Source organism: Nocardioides sp. (genome assembly GCF_031397825.1).
GTDB lineage: Bacteria > Actinomycetota > Actinomycetes > Propionibacteriales > Nocardioidaceae > Nocardioides.
Map to the genome: position 1 here is coordinate 15339 of NZ_JANNML010000133.1, position 20210 is coordinate 35548.

Here is a 20210-nt window from a genome sequence, read left to right on the forward strand (position 1 = left end):
GGCCACAGGAGGGCAGCCATGCGCGACGCGTCGCTGCAGTGCAGCATCGTCGAGCACAGCCCGGACGGGCTGTGGATCCTCGACGGTGAGGGGCGCACCCTCTTCGGCAACGCCCGTCTGGCCGAGATCCTCGGGCGCCCGGAGCAGGAGCTCGTCGGTCTCCTCTGCGCCGACGTGCTCGATGCAGTGGGTCGCGTGCAGCTCGAGGCCCACCTGGAGGAGATGCGGGCCGGGCATCCGGGCCAACAGAACCTCGACGCCCTCCTCCTGCGTCCCGACGGGTCCCCCGTGTGGGTCCTGCTCAGCTGGACTCCGCTGCCCGACCCCGACGGTGTCGTGCGCGGCTGGCTGCACCGCGTCAGCGAGTACACCCAGCGCAAGCTGCTCCTCGACACCCTGCAGGACCGCGAGCACCAGCTCGCCGCCGCCCAGTCGCTGGCCCACCTCGGCAGCTGGGAGTGGACCGTCGAGACCGACACGATCTGGTGGTCCGACGAGCTCTACCGGATCTACGGGCTGGACCCCGACGAGTTCGACGCGACCTATGAGGCGTTCCTGTCCTTCCTGCACCCTCACGACCGCCCCCGTGTCGAGGAGGCGATCCGGGACTGCTTCGCCGCCGGTGAGGACTTCTCCTGGGAGGGACGCATCGTGCGCGGCGACGGCGAGATCCGCTGGCTGCGAGGGCTCGGGATCGTGCACCGCAACGCCGCCGGCGTGCCGCTGCGCATGAGCGGCACCGCCCAGGACATCAGCAGCCTCATGCGCGCCGACCAGCTCGCGGCCGAGGCCACCCGGCGCCTGCACCTGCTCCAGCAGATGGCCGAGTCCGCCAACCGCTCCTCCAACCTCTCCTCGGCCCTGGCCAACGCCGCCCGCGCGATCGCCGCCAACACCAGCTGGGACTTCGGCTTCGCCCTGGTCCGCGACGAGGCCACCGGGGCGCTCGTCCCGCTCGACCTCCACGACGACCTCGTCCCCGGCGTGGAGCAGCCCGACCACGCGCTGGCCGAGCGGTGCTGGACCTCGCTCGGCGTCGAGCTGGCCCCGGCGCCGGGCCGCGACGCGACCCACAGCCTGGTGGGCGTGCCACTCGTGGTCAACGGTGAGACCGTGTGCGTCGTCGGGCTCGTCGCCGACGAGGTGCCGCCCGACGTCGGCTCCCAGGAGCTGATCCGACAGATCGTCGACCAGCTCAGCCGGGTCGCCGAGCGGGAGCGCAACGCCGAGGAGCTCGCGTCCGCCCGCGACGCGGCCATGGAGGCCTCGCGCCTCAAGTCGGAGTTCCTCGCCACGATGAGCCACGAGATCCGCACCCCGATGAACGGCGTGATCGGCCTCAACGACCTGCTGCTGCGCACCGAGCTCGACACCCGTCAGCGCCGCCTGGCCGAGGGCCTGCGCGGCGCCGGGCTCACGCTGCTCGGGCTCATCAACGACATCCTCGACCTGTCCAAGATCGAGAGCGGCAAGCTCGAGCTGGAGGCCGAGGACATCGACATCCGCTCGGCCTTCGAGCAGACAGCAGCCGTCCTCGCCGGTCCCGCCCACGAGAAGGGCCTCGAGCTCGTGGTGGCGTGCCATCCCGACGTCCCGGTGCTGCTCAACGGCGACTCGGTGCGTCTGGGACAGATCCTCACCAACCTCGGCTCCAACGCGGTGAAGTTCACCGACGTCGGCGAGGTGGCGATCCAGGCCGTCGTGGCCGGCCAGGACGACGACGGCCTGGTGCTGCGTGTCGAGGTGCGCGACACCGGCCTCGGCATCTCCGAGACACAGCGCGTGGGTCTCTTCGACGCCTTCACCCAGGCCGACCGCTCGACCACCCGCCAGCACGGGGGCACAGGGCTCGGGCTCGCGATCTCCCAGCAGCTCGTGCACGCGATGGGCGGCGAGATCGGCCTGGAGAGCACGCCCGGGGAGGGCAGCACCTTCTGGTTCACCGCGCGCCTCGGTCACGCCCGGTCCGACCGGCCCGAGCAGGTGTCCGCGTCGACGTACCCGATGCGCGGGCGGCGGATCCTCGTCGTCGACGACAACACCACCTCGCGCACGGTGCTGCGGGAGCAGCTGGTCGCGTGGCAGGCCTCCGTCGTCGCGGTCGCGACCGCCGAGGACGCGGTGGCCCAGACGCTCGCCGCCGCTGGGGCCGGGGTGCCCTTCGACGTGGTGCTGCTCGACCTCACCCTCGATGCGGTCGACGGGCTGGCCCTCGCAGCCCGCCTGCGGGCGAGCCTGGACCGGCCCCCGCCCCTCCTGCTGCTCACCCGCGACCAACCGGTCTCGGAGTCGCAGGCTCGCGCAGCCGGCATCACCGCGACCGTGACCAAGCCCGTCAAGCTCTCCGACCTCTACGACGCGCTGCTGCTGGCCGTGGTCGGCGAGGCGCCGGCGCGGGCGCGGTCGCCCCGCCGGACCCGCTCGACGCCGCCGTTGGGCGTCAGCGTGCTCGTCGTCGAGGACAACGCGGTCAACCAGCTCGTGGCGACCGGGCTGCTCGAGAGCCTGGGCTGCCGGGTCGAGGTGGCCGGCAACGGGGTCGAGGCGGTGGACCGGCTCGCGGGCGACCACGGCTTCGACGTCGTGCTGATGGACTGCCGGATGCCGCTGCTCGACGGCTATGACGCGACGCGGGCGATCCGGGCGCGGGAGGACGACGTGCGCGTCCCGATCATCGCGATGACGGCCTCCGCCCTGGAGGGCGAGCGGGAGCGCTGCCTGGCCGCGGGCATGGACGACTTCCTGACCAAGCCCGTGGATCCGCCCCAGCTGGCGCGGGCGATCTTCCGCTGGGTCCCGGCCGCCCGCTCGAGCACGTCCGTCGCTGAGTCCGACACCTCGCCCGTGCTCGACCCCGTGCTCGACCTGGAGCGTGTCGCGATGCTGAGCGACCTGGTCAAGGACGGGGTGAGCTTCTTCGAACGCACCCGGATGTCCTTCCTCGCCCGCATCGACCTGACCCTCGCCGAGATCCGCACGGCGGTCGCGGACGAGCACGCCGAAGGGGCGATGGCCGCCGCCCATCAGCTCAAGGGCAGCGCGCTCAACCTGGGACTCACCCAGGTCGGGGCGGCAGCCGCCGCCGTCGAGGCCTACGCCGAGACCGGCTCGGTCGAGGGCATCGGCTCGCTGGTCGACGGGCTCGCCCAGGCCGTCGTCACCGGCGTCGACGCCCTGGTCCGCGTGTCCAGCTGACGGGTCGTCCAGTCGGGGAGTCGGGATAGTCCCCAACAAGATCACTGCTCGCCTGCTCCCACGGCCGCGGAAACGTGAGGGACTATCCCGACTGAGGCGCCCCAGACCCGCGGCGCCTCAGTCGTGCACGGCCAGCAGCGGTCGCACCGCGTGGCGCGCGGTGTGGATGCGCGACTTGACCGTGCCGAGCGGCACGTCGAGCAACCGGGCGATCTCGAGGTAGTCCAGCTGCTGCACGTCGCGCAGCACCAGGGGCTCCACGAGCTCAGGGCGGTCGGCCCCGAGGATCTCCAGCGCGTCGAGCAGGTCGAGCCGGCTCCCGGCGATCACGCTCGTGGTGCGCGGGTCGGGGGCGGCGGGCAGCTCGTCGGTCAGTCGCTCCGCGGCCCGTCGCTTGAGCGTGCGGTAGGTCGAACGGGCACTGTTGGAAGCGACCGCGTGCAGCCAGGTCGTGAACTTGCTCCGCCCGGCGAACCCGCCGATCTTGGTCGCCACGAGCAGCAGCGCGTCCTGGGTCGCCTCCTCGGCGTCCTCCGGATAGATGAGCATCCGCCCGCAGATCCGTCGTACGCGTGGCTGGATCTGCGCCAGCAGCTCCTCGAGGGCGTCGCGGTCGCCCGCCGCCGCCCGCGCCGCCAGCTCCTCGAGCGTGGGGCCACCGTCGTCCGAGATCACCTGCGGCAGACTACCTTTCATGGCCCTCCCGGAACGGCTCGGACGACTCCAGCAGGTGAGGCGGCTCGGGGTGGGCGGGTTCGCCACGGTCTGGCTCTACCACGACGAGGAGCTCCGGTCCGACGTCGCGGTGAAGGCGCTCGCGGAGAACTGGGCGCAGCGGCTCGACGTCCGCGAGCGCTTCCTGGAGGAGGCGCGGATCCTGCGCCGGGCCGACTCCGACCACATCGTGCGGGTCTACGACGTCGGCGAGGCCGACGGCACGCCCTACTTCGTCATGACCTACGCCGACCTCGGCTCGCTCGGCGACGTGCTCGAGCGCGACGACCTCCCCCCGCCGGCCGCCGCCGTCGACATGGTGCGCCAGGCCGGCGCCGGGCTCTCGGTGCTGCACGAGCACGGCGTGGTCCACCGCGACATCAAGCCGCAGAACCTCCTGGTCCGCAGCGGCGGCAGCGCGGGCGACCGGATCCTGGTGGCCGACCTCGGCGTCGCCAAGGCGATGCTGCACGCGTCGGGGCTCACCCAGGTCGTCGGCACCCCCTCCTACATGGCGCCCGAGCAGGCCACCGGCATCGGCGTCGACGTGCGCGCCGACGTCCACGCCCTCGCCGCCGTGACCTACCAGCTCCTCACCGGCCGCCTGGTCCGCACCGGCACCCTCGGTGAGCTCGTGCACGCGACCCTCCCCCCGGCGCCGTCCTCGCTCGCCGACCTCCCGTCGGCGGTCGACGACGTGCTGCTGCGCGCCCTCGAGCCCGACCCCGAGGACCGCTGGCCCGACGTGGCGTCGTACGTCGCGGCGCTCCGCGCCGCCGTCCCCGCGGCCGCAGGCGCCGAGCAGCTGACGCTCTGGCAGCTCCCCGACCGACCCCGCGCGGAGGTCCCCTCCGACGGTGGCCCCACCTGGACGACCGCGCTGATCAGCCTGCTCGCCTTCATCGCGGCGTTCGGGGTGGCCTACGTGGTCACCACGCTGGTCTGAGCGGCGTTAGGCTGGCTGTGAGCCGCGCCACCCCTGCGACTCACCGACCAGGGCCGCCACACCCACGCGGCCCGCGACACACGAATGAGGACATCATCCATGTCTGCAACACCTTCGGTCGACGTGTTCGACCTCGGCTCCGAGCACGAGCAGGTCGTCTTCGCCAACGACGCTGCGACCGGCCTCCAGGCGATCATCGCGATCCACTCGACGGCCCTCGGACCCGCCCTCGGAGGCACCCGCTTCTACCCCTACGCCAGCACGGCCGACGCCGTGCGCGACGTGCTCGACCTGTCACGCGGGATGTCCTACAAGGCCGCGCTCGCGGGCCTGGACCTCGGTGGCGGCAAGGCCGTCATCATCGGCGACCCGGCCGCGCTCAAGGGAGAGGCGCTCCTGCGCGCCTACGGCCGCTTCGTGCAGTCGCTCGGCGGGCGCTACTACACCGCCTGCGACGTCGGCACCTTCTCGGCCGACATGGACGACATCGCCCGCGAGTGCGACTACGTCACGGGCCGCACCACCGCCCACGGCGGGGCGGGCGACAGCTCCGTCCTCACGGCGTACGGCGTGTTCCAGGGCATGCGGGCCGCCGCCACCGTCGCGTGGGGCACCGACTCGCTGGCAGGTCGCACCGTCGGCATCGCCGGGGTCGGCAAGGTCGGCCGGCACCTGGCGCGCCACCTCGTCGAGGACGGCGCCCAGGTCGTCGTGACCGACGTCGCGACCGCGGCGCTCGAGCGGGTGCGCGACGAGCTGCCCGGGGTCACCGTCGTCGGCTCGACGCAGGACCTGGTCACCACCGCGCTCGACGTCTACGCCCCGTGCGCCATGGGTGGCGCGCTCGACGACGCCGTGCTCGACGTGCTGTCGGCCCGCATCGTCTGCGGCGCCGCCAACAACCAGCTCGCCCACCCCGGAATCGAGAAGGCGCTGGAAGACCGCGGGGTGCTCTACGCGCCCGACTACTGCGTCAACGCCGGCGGTCTGATCCAGGTCGCCGACGAGCTCGAGGGCTTCGTCTTCGAGCGCGCCCAGCAGCGCGCCACGGGCATCTTCGACACGACGTTGCGTGTCTTCGAGCTCGCAGCCTCCGACGGCGTGCCGCCGGCGATCGCCGCGGACCGGTTGGCCGAGCGACGGATCCGCGACGTGGGCCGTCTCCGGGGGATCTGGCTCGACGCCTGAGCCCCGGCTCCGCCCACACAGACACGAGGGTCCCCCGGCATGCCGGGGGGCCCTTCGTGGTCAGTGGAGGGTCAGTCTCGCCGCGTCGGCTCGATGACGTCGGACCACTTCTCGAGCACCTCGGGATCGACTTCCTCGGTCTGACTGTTGTCACCGCCGTGCAGCTCGCTGGCCAGCGCCCCGAAGTCCGTGTCGTGCGTCCGGTACTTCAGGTCGCGAGCGACCTTCGTCTGCTTGGCTTTAGCTCGGCCGCGCCCCATAGGGTCAGCCCCCTCGCAAGTCGGCCGGGGCACCATGGCTCCCGGGCTGTCTCAAAGATTTCTCGTGAGGGCAACGCTACCTGCTGGCTGGGTGTTCCCGCACGCCGAGGGTCAATGTCGCGGCGATTTGGACTACGCCCTGGGCGAAATCGCCCCTCACCAGCCCGGGTGCTGGCCCTCGAGGACGACCCGGCCCTGCTGCTCGGGGTCGACGGTGACCTCGCCGACCACCCACGCCCGGATGCCGAAGCCGGCCAGCACCTCGATCGCGCGGTCCATGGCAGCCGGAGCGGTGATCGCCACCATGCCCACGCCGCAGTTGAGCGTCATCTCGAGATCGGCCTGCGAGAGCGAGCCCACGCGGCGTACGACGTCGAAGATCGGCTGGGGCGTCCAGGTGCCGCGCTCGAGGGTCGCCATGAGCTCCTCGGGCATGACCCGGGCCAGGTTGGCCGCAAGCCCGCCACCGGTCACGTGCGACATCGCGTGCACCTCGACCTGGTCGGCGAGGGCCAGGCAGGCCTTGGCGTAGATGCGGGTCGGCTCGAGCAGCTCCGCCCCGAGGGTGCGTCCGAGCTCGGGGACGTCGCGGTCGAGCTGCCACCCGGCGGTCTTCAGCAGGACGTGGCGCACCAGCGAGTAGCCGTTGGAGTGCAGCCCGCTGGCCTCCATCGCGATGACGGCGTCGCCGGGCCGCACCCGGCCGGGACCGAGGAGCTTGTCGGCCTCCACGACGCCCGTGGTGGCACCGGCGACGTCGTAGTCGTCGGGATCCAGCAGCCCGGGGTGCTCGGCGGTCTCGCCGCCGATCAGCGCACAGCCGGCCTCGACACAGGCCTCCGCGATGCCCTTGACGATGGCGGCGATGCGCTCGGGGACCACGCGCCCGCAGGCGATGTAGTCGGTCATGAAGAGCGGCTCCGCGCCGCACACGACGAGGTCGTCGACGACCATGCCGACCAGGTCGTAGCCGATGGTGTCGTGGACGTCCATCGCCTGGGCGATGGCGACCTTGGTGCCGACCCCGTCGGTCGAGGTCGCCAGCAGCGGGCGCTTGTACGACGTGAGGGCGCTGGCGTCGAAGAGCCCGGCGAAGCCGCCCAGTCCCCCGATCATCTCGGGCCGACGGGCCTTCTCGACCCAGCCCTTCATCAGCTCGATGGCGGTGTCCGCCGCCTCGATGCTGACGCCGGCCTCGGCGTAGGCGTTGCCGACGTGGGTGCTCCCGGACGGGGAGGGGGTCTGGCTCACAGATGGCTCGCGATCAGGGGTTGTTGAGGACGGGGAGCGCCTTGCCCAGCGTCGGCGACTGCAGCGTCGCCTCGAGCAGGTGCTTGCCGAGGAGGCTCTCGTCGGGCAGCTCGATGGGGTAGTCGCCGGTGAAGCAGGCGGTGCAGAGCCTGGTCTTCTCCTGCTTGGTGGACTCGATCATGCCGTCGAGGGAGATGTAGCCGAGGCTGTCGGCCCCCACGCTGGCGGCGATCTCCTCCGGGGTCAGCCCGTTGGCGATCAGCTCGGCCCGGGTGGCGAAGTCGATGCCGTAGAAGCACGGCCACTTCACGGGCGGGCTGGAGATCCGGACGTGCACCTCCAGGGCACCCGCCTCGCGCAGCATGCGGACCTGGGCCCGCTGGGTGTTGCCGCGCACGATCGAGTCGTCGACCACGACGATCTTCTTGCCACGGATCATGTGCTCGAGCGCGTTGAGCTTGAGCCGGATGCCGAGCTGGCGGAGGGTCTGGCTGGGCTGGATGAACGTGCGGCCGACGTAGGCGTTCTTGACGAAGCCCTGACCGAAGGGGATCCCGCTCTCCTCGGCGTAGCCGGCGGCCGCCGGGGTGCCCGACTCGGGGACCGGGATCACCAGGTCGGCCTCGACGGGGAACTGGCGGGCCAGCTCGCGGCCCATCTCGACGCGCGACTCGTGGACGCTTCGACCGGCGATGGTGGCGTCGGGGCGGGCGAGGTAGACGTACTCGAAGACACAGCCCTTGGGGTCGGGCTGTGCGAAGGTGTGCGAGCGCAGGCCCTGGTCGTCGATGACGAGCATCTCGCCGGGCTCGACCTCGCGCACGACGCTGGCGCCGATCGTGGCGAGCGCGGCGTCCTCGGAGGCGACCACCCAGCCACGGTCGAGTCGACCGAGGACCAGGGGCCGGATGCCCTGGGGGTCGCGGGCGGCGTAGAGGGTGTTCTCGTTCATCCAGACGAAGGAGAAGGCGCCCTGGAGCAGCGGGAGCACCTCGAGCGCGCGCTGCTCGAGGCTGGTGTCGGGGTGGTGCGCCAGGAGGGCCGTCACCAGGCCGGTGTCGTTGGTGGAGGACTCGACGTTGCGCGCGTGCAGGTCCAGCTCGCCGGGATCCGCCGGGAGCGCCTCGACCAGCTCGCGCAGGTCGTGGGTGTTGATCAGGTTGCCGTTGTGGCCCAGGGCGATCGAGCCGTCGACCGTGGGGCGGAAGGTCGGCTGGGCGTTCTGCCAGGTGCTCGCCCCGGTCGTGGAGTAGCGCGAGTGGCCGATCGCGAGGTGACCCTTGAGGGAGTCGAGGGTGGTCTCGTCGAAGACCTGGGAGACCAGGCCCATGTCCTTGTAGACCAGGATCTGGCGGCCGTTGCTCACCGCGATGCCGGCCGACTCCTGGCCCCGGTGCTGGAGTGCGTAGAGCCCGAAGTAGGTGAGCTTGGCGACGTCCTCACCGGGCGCCCAGACCCCGAAGACGCCGCAGGCGTCCTGCGGTCCCTGGTCGTGCGGGTCGAGCGCGGCGGTCAGACGCCCGTCACCGCCGCGTCTCTGGCCACTGCTGCTGAGGTAGGGCACGCACTGATTCTAGGAGATCCCGGCCCCGACGGACGACGCCGGTCGTAAGGTGGCTGGAACGTAGGTAGCAGACCTAAGAGGTGAGATGGCTCTCGAGGCCCAGCAAGCCCCCGTGCGCGAGGGCCGCACGGAGTGGGCCGATGCCCTCTCCCGCGACGCCCTCCAGCTGATCGCCGAGGGCGTCACCGAGATGGTCGGCTTCCAGGTCGCGACGATCAGCGTCGTGAAGGAGCACGGGCTCCGCTCCGTGGCGATCGCCGGCAGCGAGGCCGCCCGCGCCCAGCTCATGGATGCCGTGACCCCGATCGAGGTCATCCACCAGGACCTCGCCGTCGCCGACGACTGGGGGCGCTTCAAGTTCGTCCCCGCCGAGCGGGCGCCGGCCGACACCACCGAGTGGGGCTGGGTGCCCGAGCTCGCGCCCAGCGACGACCCCCACTCCTGGCAGGCCCTGGACCTGCTCGTCGCGCCGCTCCACAACTCCTCCGACGAGATCGTCGGCCTGCTCTCGATCGACCTGCCGGTCAACGGCCGGCGCCCTGACACCGACCAGCGCACGCTGCTGGAGCGCTACGCCGCGCAGGCGGAGCGCGCCGTCCTGGTCGCGCTGGAGCGCGAGGCCCTGTCGGAGCAGATCCGCCTCGCCACGGCGGCGCGCGAGATCGTACGCAACGCCAGCGTGCAGCTGCACGTCGACGACCTCCTGGCCCAGTGCGGCCAGGCGCTCACCTCCGGCTTCCGCGCCGGAGGGAGCTGGGTCCAGACCTTCGACGAGGAGGTGAGCGGCTCCGGCGCGCTGCACAGCGCCCAGGGAGCCGACATCTGGCTCCCCGAGGGACTGATCGAGATGGCCGAGGTCGCCGCCCGCCAGCTGTGGGCGCTGCAGCAGTCGGTCGTGCTGGAGCGCGAGCCCACGTCGCTCGGCGTCCTGACCCAGGAGCAGTACGACGAGATCACGGCGTTCATGGAGCGCATCGGGGCCGACTACCTCCTCTTCGTCCCTCTCGGTGCGGGGTCGACCTGTGTCGGCAACCTGGTGCTGACCCGGGTCGAGGGCCAGCCGGCCTGGACGTCCACCGAGGCCGACGCGGCGCTCGACATCGGCCACGACCTCGGCCGCGCCATCCTCAACGCGCGCACCTTCGCCCACGAGCACCGGCTCGTGGCCGAGCTCACCGCGCTCGACGTCTACAAGGGCAAGCTGATCGCGACGGTGTCGCACGAGCTGAAGAACCCGCTCACGGCCATCATCGGCCACCTCGAGATGCTCGACGCCGCCCCGGAGCTCAGCGCGGCCAGCCGCGGCTCCGTGTCCGCGATCGGCCGAGGGGCCCAACGCCTCCAACGGGTGATCGACGACCTGCTGCTGCTCTCCAAGGTCGGCGACCCCGACCACCCGATCATCCCGACCCCGGTCCACCTCCAGCCGATCGTCGAGGACGTGCGCGACCTCACCGACATCTCCGCCAGCCGCGGCGGGGTGCGGGTCGACCTCGACCTGCCCCGCGAGCCGATGGTGGCAGACGGCGACGCCGAGGAGATCGACTGCCTGCTGACCAACCTGATCAGCAACGCCGTCAAGTACAGTCCCGCGGACACCAGCGTCTCGCTCTCGGTGCGCCGCGACGGCGCGGAGGTCGTGATCACGTGCCGCGACCAGGGCATCGGCATCTCCCCCGCGGACCAGGAGCAGCTGTTCAGCGAGTTCTTCCGCTCGGCCGACCCTGCCGCCCGCGCCCAGCCGGGCACCGGGCTGGGGCTGGCGATCGTCGCCAGGATCGTCGAGCGTCACCACGGCTCGATCAGCGTGGCCTCCGCGCTCGGCCAGGGCAGCACGTTCACCGTGCGACTGCCGGCAGCGGCCTGAGAGGGCGGGACCGGACCTGGGCCAGACCCGGGACGAGCACGACGAGCCGGATCGACCGTACGGCTCTACCTGCCGGTCGCCAGCTCCCCGAGCGAGCCGAGCGGCACCGAGACGACCTGAGCCCGGGCCACCTCGGCCGCCTGCGTGCGGATCTCCGGGATGGCCGTCGACTCCCACAGGACGCCCTTGCGCGGCGGCCCCACGGCGTACATCCCGGGCACGGGCTGGCCGTGCGGGTCGAGGAGGACGCCGTCGGTCGTGGTGGACAGGCCGAGGCAGAGCGGATCAGGCGAGGCGAGACCTCGCTCGCGGAGCGCGAGCAGCAGGGGGTCCCCGCTGCGGCTGATGTCGGTGGAGGGCCCCGTGCAGTTGACCAGCGCGTCGGCCACGACGGGCGCGTGGCCCTGGCCGAGGTGCACCTCGCAGCGCTCGCCACGGTCGACCACCCGGTGGATGCCGCCGGCGAGGACCGCGAGGCGCCCCTCCACCTGGTAGCCCTCGAGCCGGGCCGCGACCTCGGGAGCCATCCGGTGCCGTCGGACCTCCCAGTGGCGGGCGTGCTTCGCCAGGAAGCGACGTCGCTCGTCGAGGTCGAGCAGCTGCCAGACGGCCTGCGTCTGGGGGCGCAGCCCGTCGACGACGGCGCGCCAGTCGACCCCCTGCGCCTCGGCCGCGGCGACCTGCTCGGCGAAGAAGTCGGCGAGGCCGTCGGCGTCGAGCGGACCGGTGATCGTCGGGCTCACCCAGGCCGTGGACTGCTGACCCACGTGGGTCTCGGGCAGGAAGCCGTGGCGGCTCACCATCACCACGCGGCGCGCGGGGTGCTCCTCGAGGAAGGTGATCGCGGTGTCGATCGCCGTCAGCCCGGTGCCGACGACGACGGCGGTGGAGTCACCGGGCAGCAGGTGCAGCGAGGCGAGCTCCCACGGGTTGGCCACGTGCCAGGAGGCAGGCGGCAACACGTCGCCGTCCACCACGAGCGCGCGCGGCTCCGGGTTGCCGTAGGCCAGCACCACCGAGTCGGCCATCGACACCGTCCCGGCGGCGTGGACCTCGAAGCCCCCGCCCTCGTTCGGGACGACGTCGTCGACGCGCCCGGCCCGGACGGTGAGGCGGTGGTCGGCGACCGAGGCCAGGGTGTCCTGGAGGTAGGCGGCGAAGTCGCGCCGCGGCAGGAAGCCCTGCGGGTCGAGGTCGCGGCCCGTGCGGGCCGCCCACTCGAGCAGGTCGGAGGGCACGTCGGGCCACGCGCTCATGTGCCGCGCCCGGACGTTGAGCAGGTGCCGAGGGTCGCACGTGCCGTAGGCGGCGCCGCGGCCGATGATGCCGCTGGCCTCGTGGATCGTCACCGCGACCTGCTCACCGCCGGGGGTGGTGAGCAGGTTGATCGCGGTGAGGACCCCACTCGCTCCCCCACCGATCACGGCGACCCGGGTCGCGGGCGCGTGGATGGGAGAGGTCGAGGAGGAGGTAACCACCCCTCAAGTCTACTGATTTTAGTGACTTAAGGCGAACACGTGGCTCAGCGGGTCGTGAGGGTCAGCGCATGTTGCGCGCGCCTTGCTCGATGGCCTCGCGGATGCGGAAGTAGGTCCCGCAGCGGCAGATGTTGCGGATCTGGTCGAGGTCGGAGTCGCGGATCTCGCGACCCTCCCGACGGACCTTCTTGACCAGCGCCACCGCGGCCATGATCTGGCCGGGCTGGCAGTAGCCGCACTGCGACACGTCCTGGTCGAGCCAGGCCTTCTGCATCGGGTGGAGGTCCTTGCCGACGGTCTCGTTGAGGCCCTCGATGGTGGTGAGCCGGTCCTGGGGCTTGAGGTCGCCCACCCGCACGGCGCACGGGTTGAACGCCTTGCCGTTGATGTGGGACGTGCACGCCTTGCACACGTTGATGCCACAGCCGTACTTGGGACCGGTGACACCGAGCAGGTCACGAAGGACCCACAGGACGCGCACGTCGTCGTTGACGTTCACGGTCACGGGCTTGCCGTTGAGGATGAAGGTCTGCTTGGGCATGTCTGTCTCTCTTCTTCCTCAGCGGGTGAGCTTGAGGCCGTTGGTCGGCGAGGGCGGCACCGGCGGGATGAACGACTTGGGCTTGAACGAGATCTGGCCGTGGTTGATCGGGAAGTACTTCGGGATCTCGCCGGTGGCCCGCACGTAGGCACAGGCCACGGCGGCGGCCGTGGAACCAACGGCCGCCTCGCCGGCACCGCCGGGGGTGTCGGAGTCGGACTTGATGATGTGGATCTCCATGTCCTTCGGGACGTTCCACTGGCGCGTGTAGAAGTAGTTGTCCCAGCTCGCCTCGAGGAACTTGCCGTCACGCAGGTGGCAGGAGCTGGTCAGCGTCATCGCGATGCCGTCCATGGCACCGCCCTGCATCTGTGCCTCGAGGCCGCGCGGGTTGATGACCAGCCCGGCGTCGACGGCGATGACGACCTTGGTGACACGGGGGCCGGTGACGGTCTCCTTGCCGAGATCACGGTTGACGGTCTGCGGGCGGCAGTCGATCTCCACGAGGACCGCCGTGCAGCCCTTGTACTCCTTGTGGATCGCGATGCCCTGGGCCGTGCCCTGGGGCATCGTGCGGCCCCAGTTGCCCTCCTTGGCCACCTTGCGCAGCGCCGTCTTGACCCGCTCGTTCTTGAGGAACTCGAGGCGGAACTCCAAGGGGTCCTTGCCGACCTTCTTGGCGATCTGGTCGATCGTGAGCTCGGCGGAGGTGCACACGTCGGGCGAGTAGATGTTGCGCATCGACCCGGTGCTGAACTGGTCCTCGAACTCCAACGGCTCGTTGAGCAGCTGGGTCAGGACCCCGAAGTTGTAGGGCAGCTCCTGGGTGAGGGTGAAGATCGACTCGGCGAAGCCGAGCCCACCGAGCCCCAGCGGGTCGAGCTCGTCGGCCTGCGAGGTGATCATCTCGCCGAGGCCGTGGCTGAAGTCGGTCGTCACGCTCGTGTGGCGCTGCTCGAAGCTGAGCACCTGTCCGTCGAGGACGGTGGCGCGCACCCGCGTGGTGGCCATCGGGTGCAGGCGCCCCTGGCGCGGCTCGTCGGCGCGGTGCCACATCAGCTTGACGGGCTTGCCCATCGCCTTGGAGATGGTGGCGGCCTCGATGGCGTGGTCGCCGAAGAGCTTGTGACCGAACGACCCGCCCGAGGTGATGACGTTGACCTCGACCTGGTCCTGGCGCAGCCCGACCGCCTCGGCGACGCGCTGCTGGGCGAGGATCGGGACCTTCAGGCCCGCCCAGATCGTCGCCTTGTCGTCACGGACGTCGGCGATGGCGGCATAGGGCTCGAGCGCGGCGCTGCTCCGGAACGCGAACGCGACGTTGGTCTCGACCGTCTCGGCCAGGATCGGCACGTTGGGCACGACCATCGGGATCTCCTGGCCCCGCAGCTTGGCCAAGATGGTGCTGTCGGACTCACCCGAGGCCGTGCCGGGGTTCCACTCGACGTCCATCTCGCGGATGGCATCGATGCACTGGCCGAAGGTGCGTGCCCGCACAGCGACGCCCGTGGGGACCGTCGCGACGTGGGTGACGCCGTCCATCGTGAGGATGCGGGCACGGTTCTTGAGGCGCTTGGGCGTGCCCATGTGCTCAGGGGCACGGCAGACCATGGTCGGCAGGGCACCGGGCACGTCGAGGTCGGTGGTGAACTTCTTCTTGCCGGTCACCGCGTCGCGCGCGTCGAGACGGCCCTTCGGCTTGCCGATCAGCTTGAAGTCGCTGGGGGGACGCAGGACCACCTCGACCGCCTCCACGACCTGGCTGGCGGCGTCGGAGGCGAGGTCGCCGTAGGTCGCGTTGTTGCCGAGACCGTCACTGATGACGCCGCCGGTGGTGGTGAGCCGGTCGGCCGTCGTGCCGAACAGGATCGCGGCGGCCTCGAGGAGGCGCTGGCGCGCAAGGGCACCGGCCACGCGGATGGGCGTGTAGGTGGAGAACGTCGTGTTGGAGCCACCGGTCAGCTGGTTGAGCAGCAGCTCGGGGCGGGCCTTGGCCAGGGTGACCTTGACCTTGCTCATCGGCAGGTCGAGCTCCTCGGCCAGGATCATCGTGGTCGACGTCAGGATGCCCTGACCGACCTCGGTGCGCGGCAGCGCGAACGACGCGGTGCCGTCACGGTTGATCGTCACCGTGATCAGCTGCGAGGTCGGCAGCGCGGAGTCGGTCTGGAGGTCCTCGAGGTCGTAGAGCTCCGGGATCTGCACACCCGACGGGACCGCGGCGCGCGCCGGACGGGCGAGGTTGAGGTCGGCGGCCACGACGAGCGTGCTGCCGGCCATGACGTAGCCCAGGAACGACCGACGACCCAGGCCGGCGGGGGCCGTGGCGGTGTCGGGCGTGCTGTGCGCGTGGTCGGACGAAGAGAGAGACATGTACACCCCATGAGTGCGCGACGCCTCGAGGTGGACCCCGAGGTACGTGCGTCACGCCTGCCTCCAGCGTGACAGGCGTCACCCCGTCACAAAAGGGACGTAGCACCAGTAATGGGACACGTCACCTGTGCAGAATGCACAATCACTGCGGTTCGAGACGCAGGGCGCGCAGCGCCAGGTCGAGCTCCACCGGCGGCGCCCCATCGGCGAAGGAGCGCCCGATCAGCTCCTCCGTGCGGCGCAGCCGGTTGATGACGGTGTTGCGGTGGCAGTGCGCCGCCGCGGCGGTGCGGGTCGCGGACCCTGCATGCGCCACCCAGGCGCGCAGGGTGTCGACCAGGATCCGTGCCTCCGCCTCGGGCAGGGCGAGCACCGGGTCCAGCCACACCGAGACGATCCGGGCCGAGACCTCGGGTGAGCTCAGCAGCAGGACCTCGGGCAGCTGCTGGTCGAAGGAGGCCAGGCCCGGCTGCTCCTCCTGCACCTGGAGCGCCAGCGACGCCTGCCGGTAGCCCTGGTCGATCCCCGCCAGGCCGTGGACGACCACCGAGACCCCGAGCGCCAACCGGACCGCGGACGCCAGAGCAGCCAGGGAACCCAGCGCCTCGTCGGGGCGGTCGTCGCGCAGGGCGACCAGACCCACCAGGCCGTCGGCGCGCCGCACCCACCCGGTGGCGTGGGGCGCCAGGTGCCGGTCGACCGCGGCCAGGTCCAGCCCGACCCCGGTGACGACGACGAGGTAGTCGCCCGACACCGGCAGGTCGAGCAGCCGCGACACCTCGTGGGCGAAGCCCGGCTCCTTGGCGCGGCCGTTGATCAGGCCCTCCCACAGCTGGGCGCGCAGCTGCTCGTCGGCGCGCACGGCGGCCCGTTCGTAGAGGTGGTAGCTCGTCGCCACCTGGGCCGACGTCTCGTCGACCACCTCCCACAGCAGGGTGCCGATCTCGCGCAGCTCCACGGCGTCGAGCGCCTCCTCCCCCGCGGCGACCAGGTCGTCCCAGATCAGCCGACCGCCGATCCGGAAGGAGCGCAGCACGACGTCGAGCGGGAGCCCCTGCTCGGCACGCCGGCGTCCGGTCGCCCGGGCCGCGTCGTAGGCGGGGTTGTCGTCGGCGCGCCCGTGCCGCTCATCGCGCTCCAGCGACTCGGCGAGCAGCTCGAGGATGCGGCTGATGTTGTCGTGGCACGAGTGCCACAGGTCGGTGCGCGGGACCAGTCCCGTCGCGCGGTAGCCCGGGTTGTCCGCCTCGATGGTGACGACGAGGCGCTCGGTCAGGGTGTCGAGGCTGGCGCGCCGGTGCTCGGCGAGGAAGGCGAGGGTGTCGGCGCGCACGGGCTCGGGCTCAGAGCTCGGAGAGGTTCTTGAGCAGCAGCGCCTCGGCCAGGACGACCCGCTCGAACTCCGCCAGGTGCAGACCCTCGTTGGCGCCGTGGGCGCGGGTGTCGGGGTCCTCGACGCCCGTCACCAGCACGCTGGCCTCCGGGAACGCGACGAGGAACTCCGCGATGAAGGGGATCGACCCGCCGACGCCCATGTCGACCGGAGCGGTGCCGTCCCAGGCCTCCTGGAACGCCGCGCGTGCCGCGTCGTACGCCGGACCGGTGGCGTCGATCTGCGTTGCCTCGCCGGTGTCGACGACCGTGACGCTGAGCTCGGCGCCCCACGGGACGTGCGCCTCGAGGTGCTGCTGGAGACAGGCCAGCGCGTTGGCGGTGGTGTCGCCGGGGGCGATGCGCAGGCTGATCTTGGCGCGGGCCGAGGCGACGAGGGTGTTGCTGGCGCCGTCGACCTTGGGAGCGTCGAGCCCGGTGATGGAGAGCGCGGGCTTGGTCCAGAGGCGCTCGACGGCGGAGCCCGTGCCGATCCACTCCAGGCCGGGCACGGCACCGGACTCGGCGCGCAGGCGCTCCTCGGGGTAGGTCACGTCGGCGGCAGGTCCTGCGTGCAGCCCGGCGATCGCCACGTCGCCGGTGTCGTCGTGGAGGCTCGCGATCAGCCGGCTCAGGGTGATCAGCGCGTCGGGGGCGAGACCGCCCCACATGCCGGAGTGGACGGCGTGGGTGAGCGTGCGGACCTCGACGTCGACGCGCACCAGGCCGCGCAGGCTGGTGGTGAGGGCGGGCTCGCCGATGTCCCAGTTGCCGGAGTCGGCGATGACGATGACGTCGGCGCGCAGGGCGTCGTGGTGCTCCTTGAGCAGCGCCGGGAGGGTGTCGGAGCCGACCTCCTCCTCGCCCTCGATGAACATCGTGACGCTGACCGGCAGGTCGTCGCCGAAGACGCGCAGCGCCCCGAGGTGGGCGGCGATGCCGGCCTTGTCGTCGGCGGCACCACGGGCGTAGAGGCGCCCGTCGCGCTCGGTCGGCTCGAAGGGCGGGGAGTCCCACTCGGCGTGGTCGTTCTCCGGCTGCACGTCGTGGTGCGCGTAGAGGAGCACGGTCGGCGCCCCCTCCGGCCCCTTCTTGTGCGCGATGACGGCCGGGGCGCCACCCTCGGCGCTGACGATCTCGACGGAGTCGAACGCCTCGGCCCGGAAGAGCTCGGCCACGGCCTCGGCGCTGCGCTGCACCTCGCCGGCACGCGCCGGGTCGGCGCTGACGGACTCGATCCGGACCAGGTCCTCGAGGTCCTGGCGGATCGCGGGGAGGAGGGCGGTGACCTGGGCGCGGATCTCTGCAGTCATGAGCGCCAACCTATCGAGTCGCCCTGACCTCACCCCAGGGGTAGGTGGGCCGACAGGTCGGTGCGCTCGCCGGAGGCCCGGACGGCTCCGCTCCTGACCGCGTCGACCCAGGCGAGCTCGCCCGTCGCGAGCGCGATCCACGTGACGGCGTCCATCTCGACCACGGCCGGCGGGGTGCCGCGGGTGTGCCGCACCCCCGGGATCACCTGGACGGCGGCGTAGGGCGGCACCCGGACCTCCACGGAGTGACCCGGGGCGCGCTGCTCGAGCACGGCCATGAAGTGCTTGGTCAGGGCGCGCAGGTCGTCGGCTGCGGTCGCGGTCGCCAGCTCGTCGGCCGTCAGCACACGCAGGCGGGGTGGCATCAGGCGTCGTCCTCGGGCACGCGGTGAACCCTAGACCGGCATGATGGAGCGGTGCCGGAGGGAGACAGCGTCCACAAGCTCGCGCGACGCCTCGACCGGGGACTGAAGGGCAGCTCGATCGTCCGGTCGGACCTGCGGATGCCCCGGCTCGCCACGCGCGACCTCACCGGCCGCACGCTGCTCGAGCACGCGACGCACGGCAAGCACCTGCTGACCCGCTTCAGCGGTGGCGTCAGCCTCCACAGCCACCTGCTGATGGACGGGAGCTGGACGGTGACCCGACCCGGCAAGCGGCTCCCGACCAGGCTGATGCCGCAGGTGCGCGTCGTGCTGGAGACGGAGGGCGGCGCGACGGCGTACGGGTTGGACCTGCACCAGCTCGACCTCGTGGCGACCGCGGACGAGCAGCAGCTGGTCGGGCACCTGGGTCCGGACCCGTTGCGCGAGGACTGGGACCACGCCGAGGCCGTACGACGGCTGGCGGCCGACCCTGACGTGCCGCTGGCCTCGGCGATGCTCGACCAGACGCGGATGGCCGGGCTGGGCAACCTGTGGGCCAACGAGCTGTGCTTCCTGGTCGGTCGCAGTCCCTGGACGCCGATCGGCGAGGTCGACGTCGATGCGCTGGTGCGTCTGGCCGCGAGGGCGTTGCGGCACTCCGCACTCGTGCCGGGTGCCTACCAGGTGACGACCGGGACCAGCCGCCGTGGTGAGGACCACTGGGTCTCGGGGCGCAACCGGCGTCCCTGCCTGCGCTGCGGCACGACGGTGCGGATGGTGCCGGAGATCCCGGACGACCCGGCCAACCGACGGTGCTGGTGGTGCCCGAGCTGCCAGCCGGGTCCGGGGCCGGAGGCGCGGATCGACTCGTCGGGTCGACCGAGCCGGCCGCCGTCGCGACGCACGCCGCCACCCGCAGCACCTCGCTGAGCGGCTCGACGCCGGCCCGGACCGCCGGCCGCCGCGGGGTCGTGTGCCGGATGCAGCGCTCGACCGCGTTCTCCGGCACACGACTCGCGCACGCTCCGCACCACCTACGCTGCGCAGGTGACCCGCGACCTGCACGAGCCGCTGGAGGCCGGTCCCGTCCGCGACACGGTGCGCCACCTCCAGGAGCGCATCACGGCCCGCTTCCCCGAGCGGGGGCTGCGCAAGGTGGCCGGCGACCTGCTGATCCTCATCGACGAGGTCGAGACCGGGGCCGGGGCGATCCAGGGCCGCCTGCGGCTGGCCCGTGTCGTGTCACGGGTCGCGATGGGCCTGATCGTGGGCGCCACGCTCGTGGCCCTGGCGCTGGCGGCCCGTGACGCGATCCGGGTCGACGGCCGGTTCACCAGCTCCCTCGACGTGCTGCCGCTCGTCGAGACGACGATCAACGACCTGGTCTTCGCGGGCATCGCGGTCTTCTTCCTCTGGACCGTGCCCGAGCGGCTCCAGCGCGGCCGCACCCTCGCGCTGCTCCACCAGCTCCGCTCCACGGCGCACATCGTCGACATGCACCAGCTCACCAAGGACCCCGAGCAGCTGCGGCCGAGCTACACCTCGACGAGCGCGAGCGTCCCGCTGGACATGGAGCGCGACGAGATGGAGCGCTACCTCGACTACTGCTCGGAGCTGCTCAGCCTGGTCGCCAAGACCGCGGCCCTGTGCGCCGAGGAGTCCCGCGACGCCGTCGTGCTCGACACGGTCAACTCCATCGAGGAGCTCACGACGGGGATGTCGCGCAAGATCTGGCAGAAGATCTCGACCCTCCCGCCAGCTGCCTGACGCCCGCGCACACCCCT

Annotated in this window: 16 protein-coding genes; 6 read left to right on the forward strand and 10 right to left on the reverse strand. The window is 71.8% G+C overall.

Annotation, left to right across the window (positions count from 1 at the left end):
• Nucleotides 1-18 precede the first annotated feature (18 nt).
• A complete protein-coding gene (locus RMN98_RS11750; protein WP_309649000.1) occupies nt 19-3195 on the forward strand; it encodes a response regulator in 3177 nt (1058 codons plus the stop codon).
• A 117-nt stretch (nt 3196-3312) separates the two neighbouring features.
• Here RMN98_RS11750 and RMN98_RS11755 read toward each other — a convergent pair whose 3' ends face one another.
• Nucleotides 3313-3870, reverse strand: a complete 558-nt coding sequence (locus RMN98_RS11755; RefSeq protein ID WP_309649001.1) for an RNA polymerase sigma factor — start codon at nt 3868-3870, stop codon at nt 3313-3315.
• Nucleotides 3871-3889: 19 nt separating this feature from the next.
• On the opposite strand from RMN98_RS11755, the gene RMN98_RS11760 reads away from it, so the two are divergent.
• Nucleotides 3890-4855, forward strand: a complete 966-nt coding sequence (locus RMN98_RS11760) for a serine/threonine-protein kinase (protein WP_309649002.1) — start codon at nt 3890-3892, stop codon at nt 4853-4855.
• A 99-nt stretch (nt 4856-4954) separates the two neighbouring features.
• Nucleotides 4955-6043 (forward strand): Glu/Leu/Phe/Val dehydrogenase dimerization domain-containing protein, encoded by a 1089-nt coding sequence (locus tag RMN98_RS11765; RefSeq protein WP_309649003.1) that lies wholly within the window; start codon nt 4955-4957, stop codon nt 6041-6043.
• Nucleotides 6044-6114: 71 nt separating this feature from the next.
• Here RMN98_RS11765 and RMN98_RS11770 read toward each other — a convergent pair whose 3' ends face one another.
• From RMN98_RS11770 to purF, 3 genes are all read right to left on the reverse strand, one after another.
• Nucleotides 6115-6303 (reverse strand): DUF3073 domain-containing protein, encoded by a 189-nt coding sequence (locus RMN98_RS11770; protein WP_309649004.1) that lies wholly within the window; start codon nt 6301-6303, stop codon nt 6115-6117.
• A gap of 156 nt (nt 6304-6459) precedes the next feature.
• Nucleotides 6460-7554: a phosphoribosylformylglycinamidine cyclo-ligase gene (gene purM, locus RMN98_RS11775; protein WP_309649005.1), complete on the reverse strand. Its 1095-nt coding sequence runs from the start codon at nt 7552-7554 to the stop codon at nt 6460-6462.
• Between the two features lie 13 nt (nt 7555-7567).
• Nucleotides 7568-9118 (reverse strand): amidophosphoribosyltransferase, encoded by a 1551-nt coding sequence (gene purF / locus RMN98_RS11780; protein WP_309649006.1) that lies wholly within the window; start codon nt 9116-9118, stop codon nt 7568-7570.
• An 85-nt stretch (nt 9119-9203) separates the two neighbouring features.
• Here purF and RMN98_RS11785 point away from each other — a divergent pair, with 85 nt between their 5' ends.
• Nucleotides 9204-10985: a HAMP domain-containing sensor histidine kinase gene (locus RMN98_RS11785; RefSeq protein ID WP_309649007.1), complete on the forward strand. Its 1782-nt coding sequence runs from the start codon at nt 9204-9206 to the stop codon at nt 10983-10985.
• A gap of 65 nt (nt 10986-11050) precedes the next feature.
• On the opposite strand, the gene RMN98_RS11790 is transcribed toward RMN98_RS11785, so the two are convergent.
• The 6 genes from RMN98_RS11790 to RMN98_RS11815 form a co-directional block, all read right to left on the reverse strand.
• Nucleotides 11051-12463: an FAD/NAD(P)-binding protein gene (locus tag RMN98_RS11790; protein WP_309649008.1), complete on the reverse strand. Its 1413-nt coding sequence runs from the start codon at nt 12461-12463 to the stop codon at nt 11051-11053.
• Between the two features lie 61 nt (nt 12464-12524).
• The gene (locus tag RMN98_RS11795; protein WP_309649009.1) at nt 12525-13004 is read right to left on the reverse strand and encodes a 2Fe-2S iron-sulfur cluster-binding protein; all 480 of its coding nucleotides are present in this window, start codon (nt 13002-13004) and stop codon (nt 12525-12527) included.
• Between the two features lie 18 nt (nt 13005-13022).
• A complete protein-coding gene (locus RMN98_RS11800) occupies nt 13023-15377 on the reverse strand; it encodes a molybdopterin cofactor-binding domain-containing protein (protein WP_309649010.1) in 2355 nt (784 codons plus the stop codon).
• A gap of 142 nt (nt 15378-15519) precedes the next feature.
• Entirely contained in the window at nt 15520-16710 is a 1191-nt protein-coding gene (locus tag RMN98_RS11805; RefSeq protein WP_309649011.1) for a helix-turn-helix domain-containing protein, read from the reverse strand.
• A 10-nt stretch (nt 16711-16720) separates the two neighbouring features.
• Nucleotides 16721-18061 (reverse strand): dipeptidase, encoded by a 1341-nt coding sequence (locus RMN98_RS11810; RefSeq protein WP_309649012.1) that lies wholly within the window; start codon nt 18059-18061, stop codon nt 16721-16723.
• A gap of 29 nt (nt 18062-18090) precedes the next feature.
• Complete coding sequence (locus tag RMN98_RS11815; RefSeq protein WP_309649013.1) at nt 18091-18426, reverse strand: sterol carrier family protein; 336 nt, start codon at nt 18424-18426, stop codon at nt 18091-18093.
• A 51-nt stretch (nt 18427-18477) separates the two neighbouring features.
• On the opposite strand from RMN98_RS11815, the gene RMN98_RS11820 reads away from it, so the two are divergent.
• Both RMN98_RS11820 and RMN98_RS11825 read left to right on the forward strand, forming a co-directional pair.
• Complete coding sequence (locus RMN98_RS11820) at nt 18478-19356, forward strand: DNA-formamidopyrimidine glycosylase family protein (protein ID WP_309649014.1); 879 nt, start codon at nt 18478-18480, stop codon at nt 19354-19356.
• A 117-nt stretch (nt 19357-19473) separates the two neighbouring features.
• Nucleotides 19474-20193: a hypothetical protein gene (locus RMN98_RS11825; RefSeq protein WP_309649015.1), complete on the forward strand. Its 720-nt coding sequence runs from the start codon at nt 19474-19476 to the stop codon at nt 20191-20193.
• Nucleotides 20194-20210: the final 17 nt, after the last annotated feature.

Excerpts from the sequence above, each read along its gene's own strand:
- RMN98_RS11750 (WP_309649000.1), top strand. The coding sequence starts at position 19 with ATGCGCGACGCGTCGCTGCAGTGCAGCATCGTCGAGCACAGCCCGGAC.
- RMN98_RS11760 (WP_309649002.1), top strand. The coding sequence starts at position 3,890 with ATGGCCCTCCCGGAACGGCTCGGACGACTCCAGCAGGTGAGGCGGCTC.
- RMN98_RS11765 (WP_309649003.1), top strand. The coding sequence starts at position 4,955 with ATGTCTGCAACACCTTCGGTCGACGTGTTCGACCTCGGCTCCGAGCAC.
- RMN98_RS11770 (WP_309649004.1), bottom strand. The coding sequence starts at position 6,303 with ATGGGGCGCGGCCGAGCTAAAGCCAAGCAGACGAAGGTCGCTCGCGAC.
- RMN98_RS11785 (WP_309649007.1), top strand. The coding sequence starts at position 9,204 with ATGGCTCTCGAGGCCCAGCAAGCCCCCGTGCGCGAGGGCCGCACGGAG.
- RMN98_RS11795 (WP_309649009.1), bottom strand. The coding sequence starts at position 13,004 with ATGCCCAAGCAGACCTTCATCCTCAACGGCAAGCCCGTGACCGTGAAC.
- RMN98_RS11800 (WP_309649010.1), bottom strand. The coding sequence starts at position 15,377 with ATGTCTCTCTCTTCGTCCGACCACGCGCACAGCACGCCCGACACCGCC.
- RMN98_RS11810 (WP_309649012.1), bottom strand. The coding sequence starts at position 18,061 with ATGACTGCAGAGATCCGCGCCCAGGTCACCGCCCTCCTCCCCGCGATC.
- RMN98_RS11815 (WP_309649013.1), bottom strand. The coding sequence starts at position 18,426 with ATGCCACCCCGCCTGCGTGTGCTGACGGCCGACGAGCTGGCGACCGCG.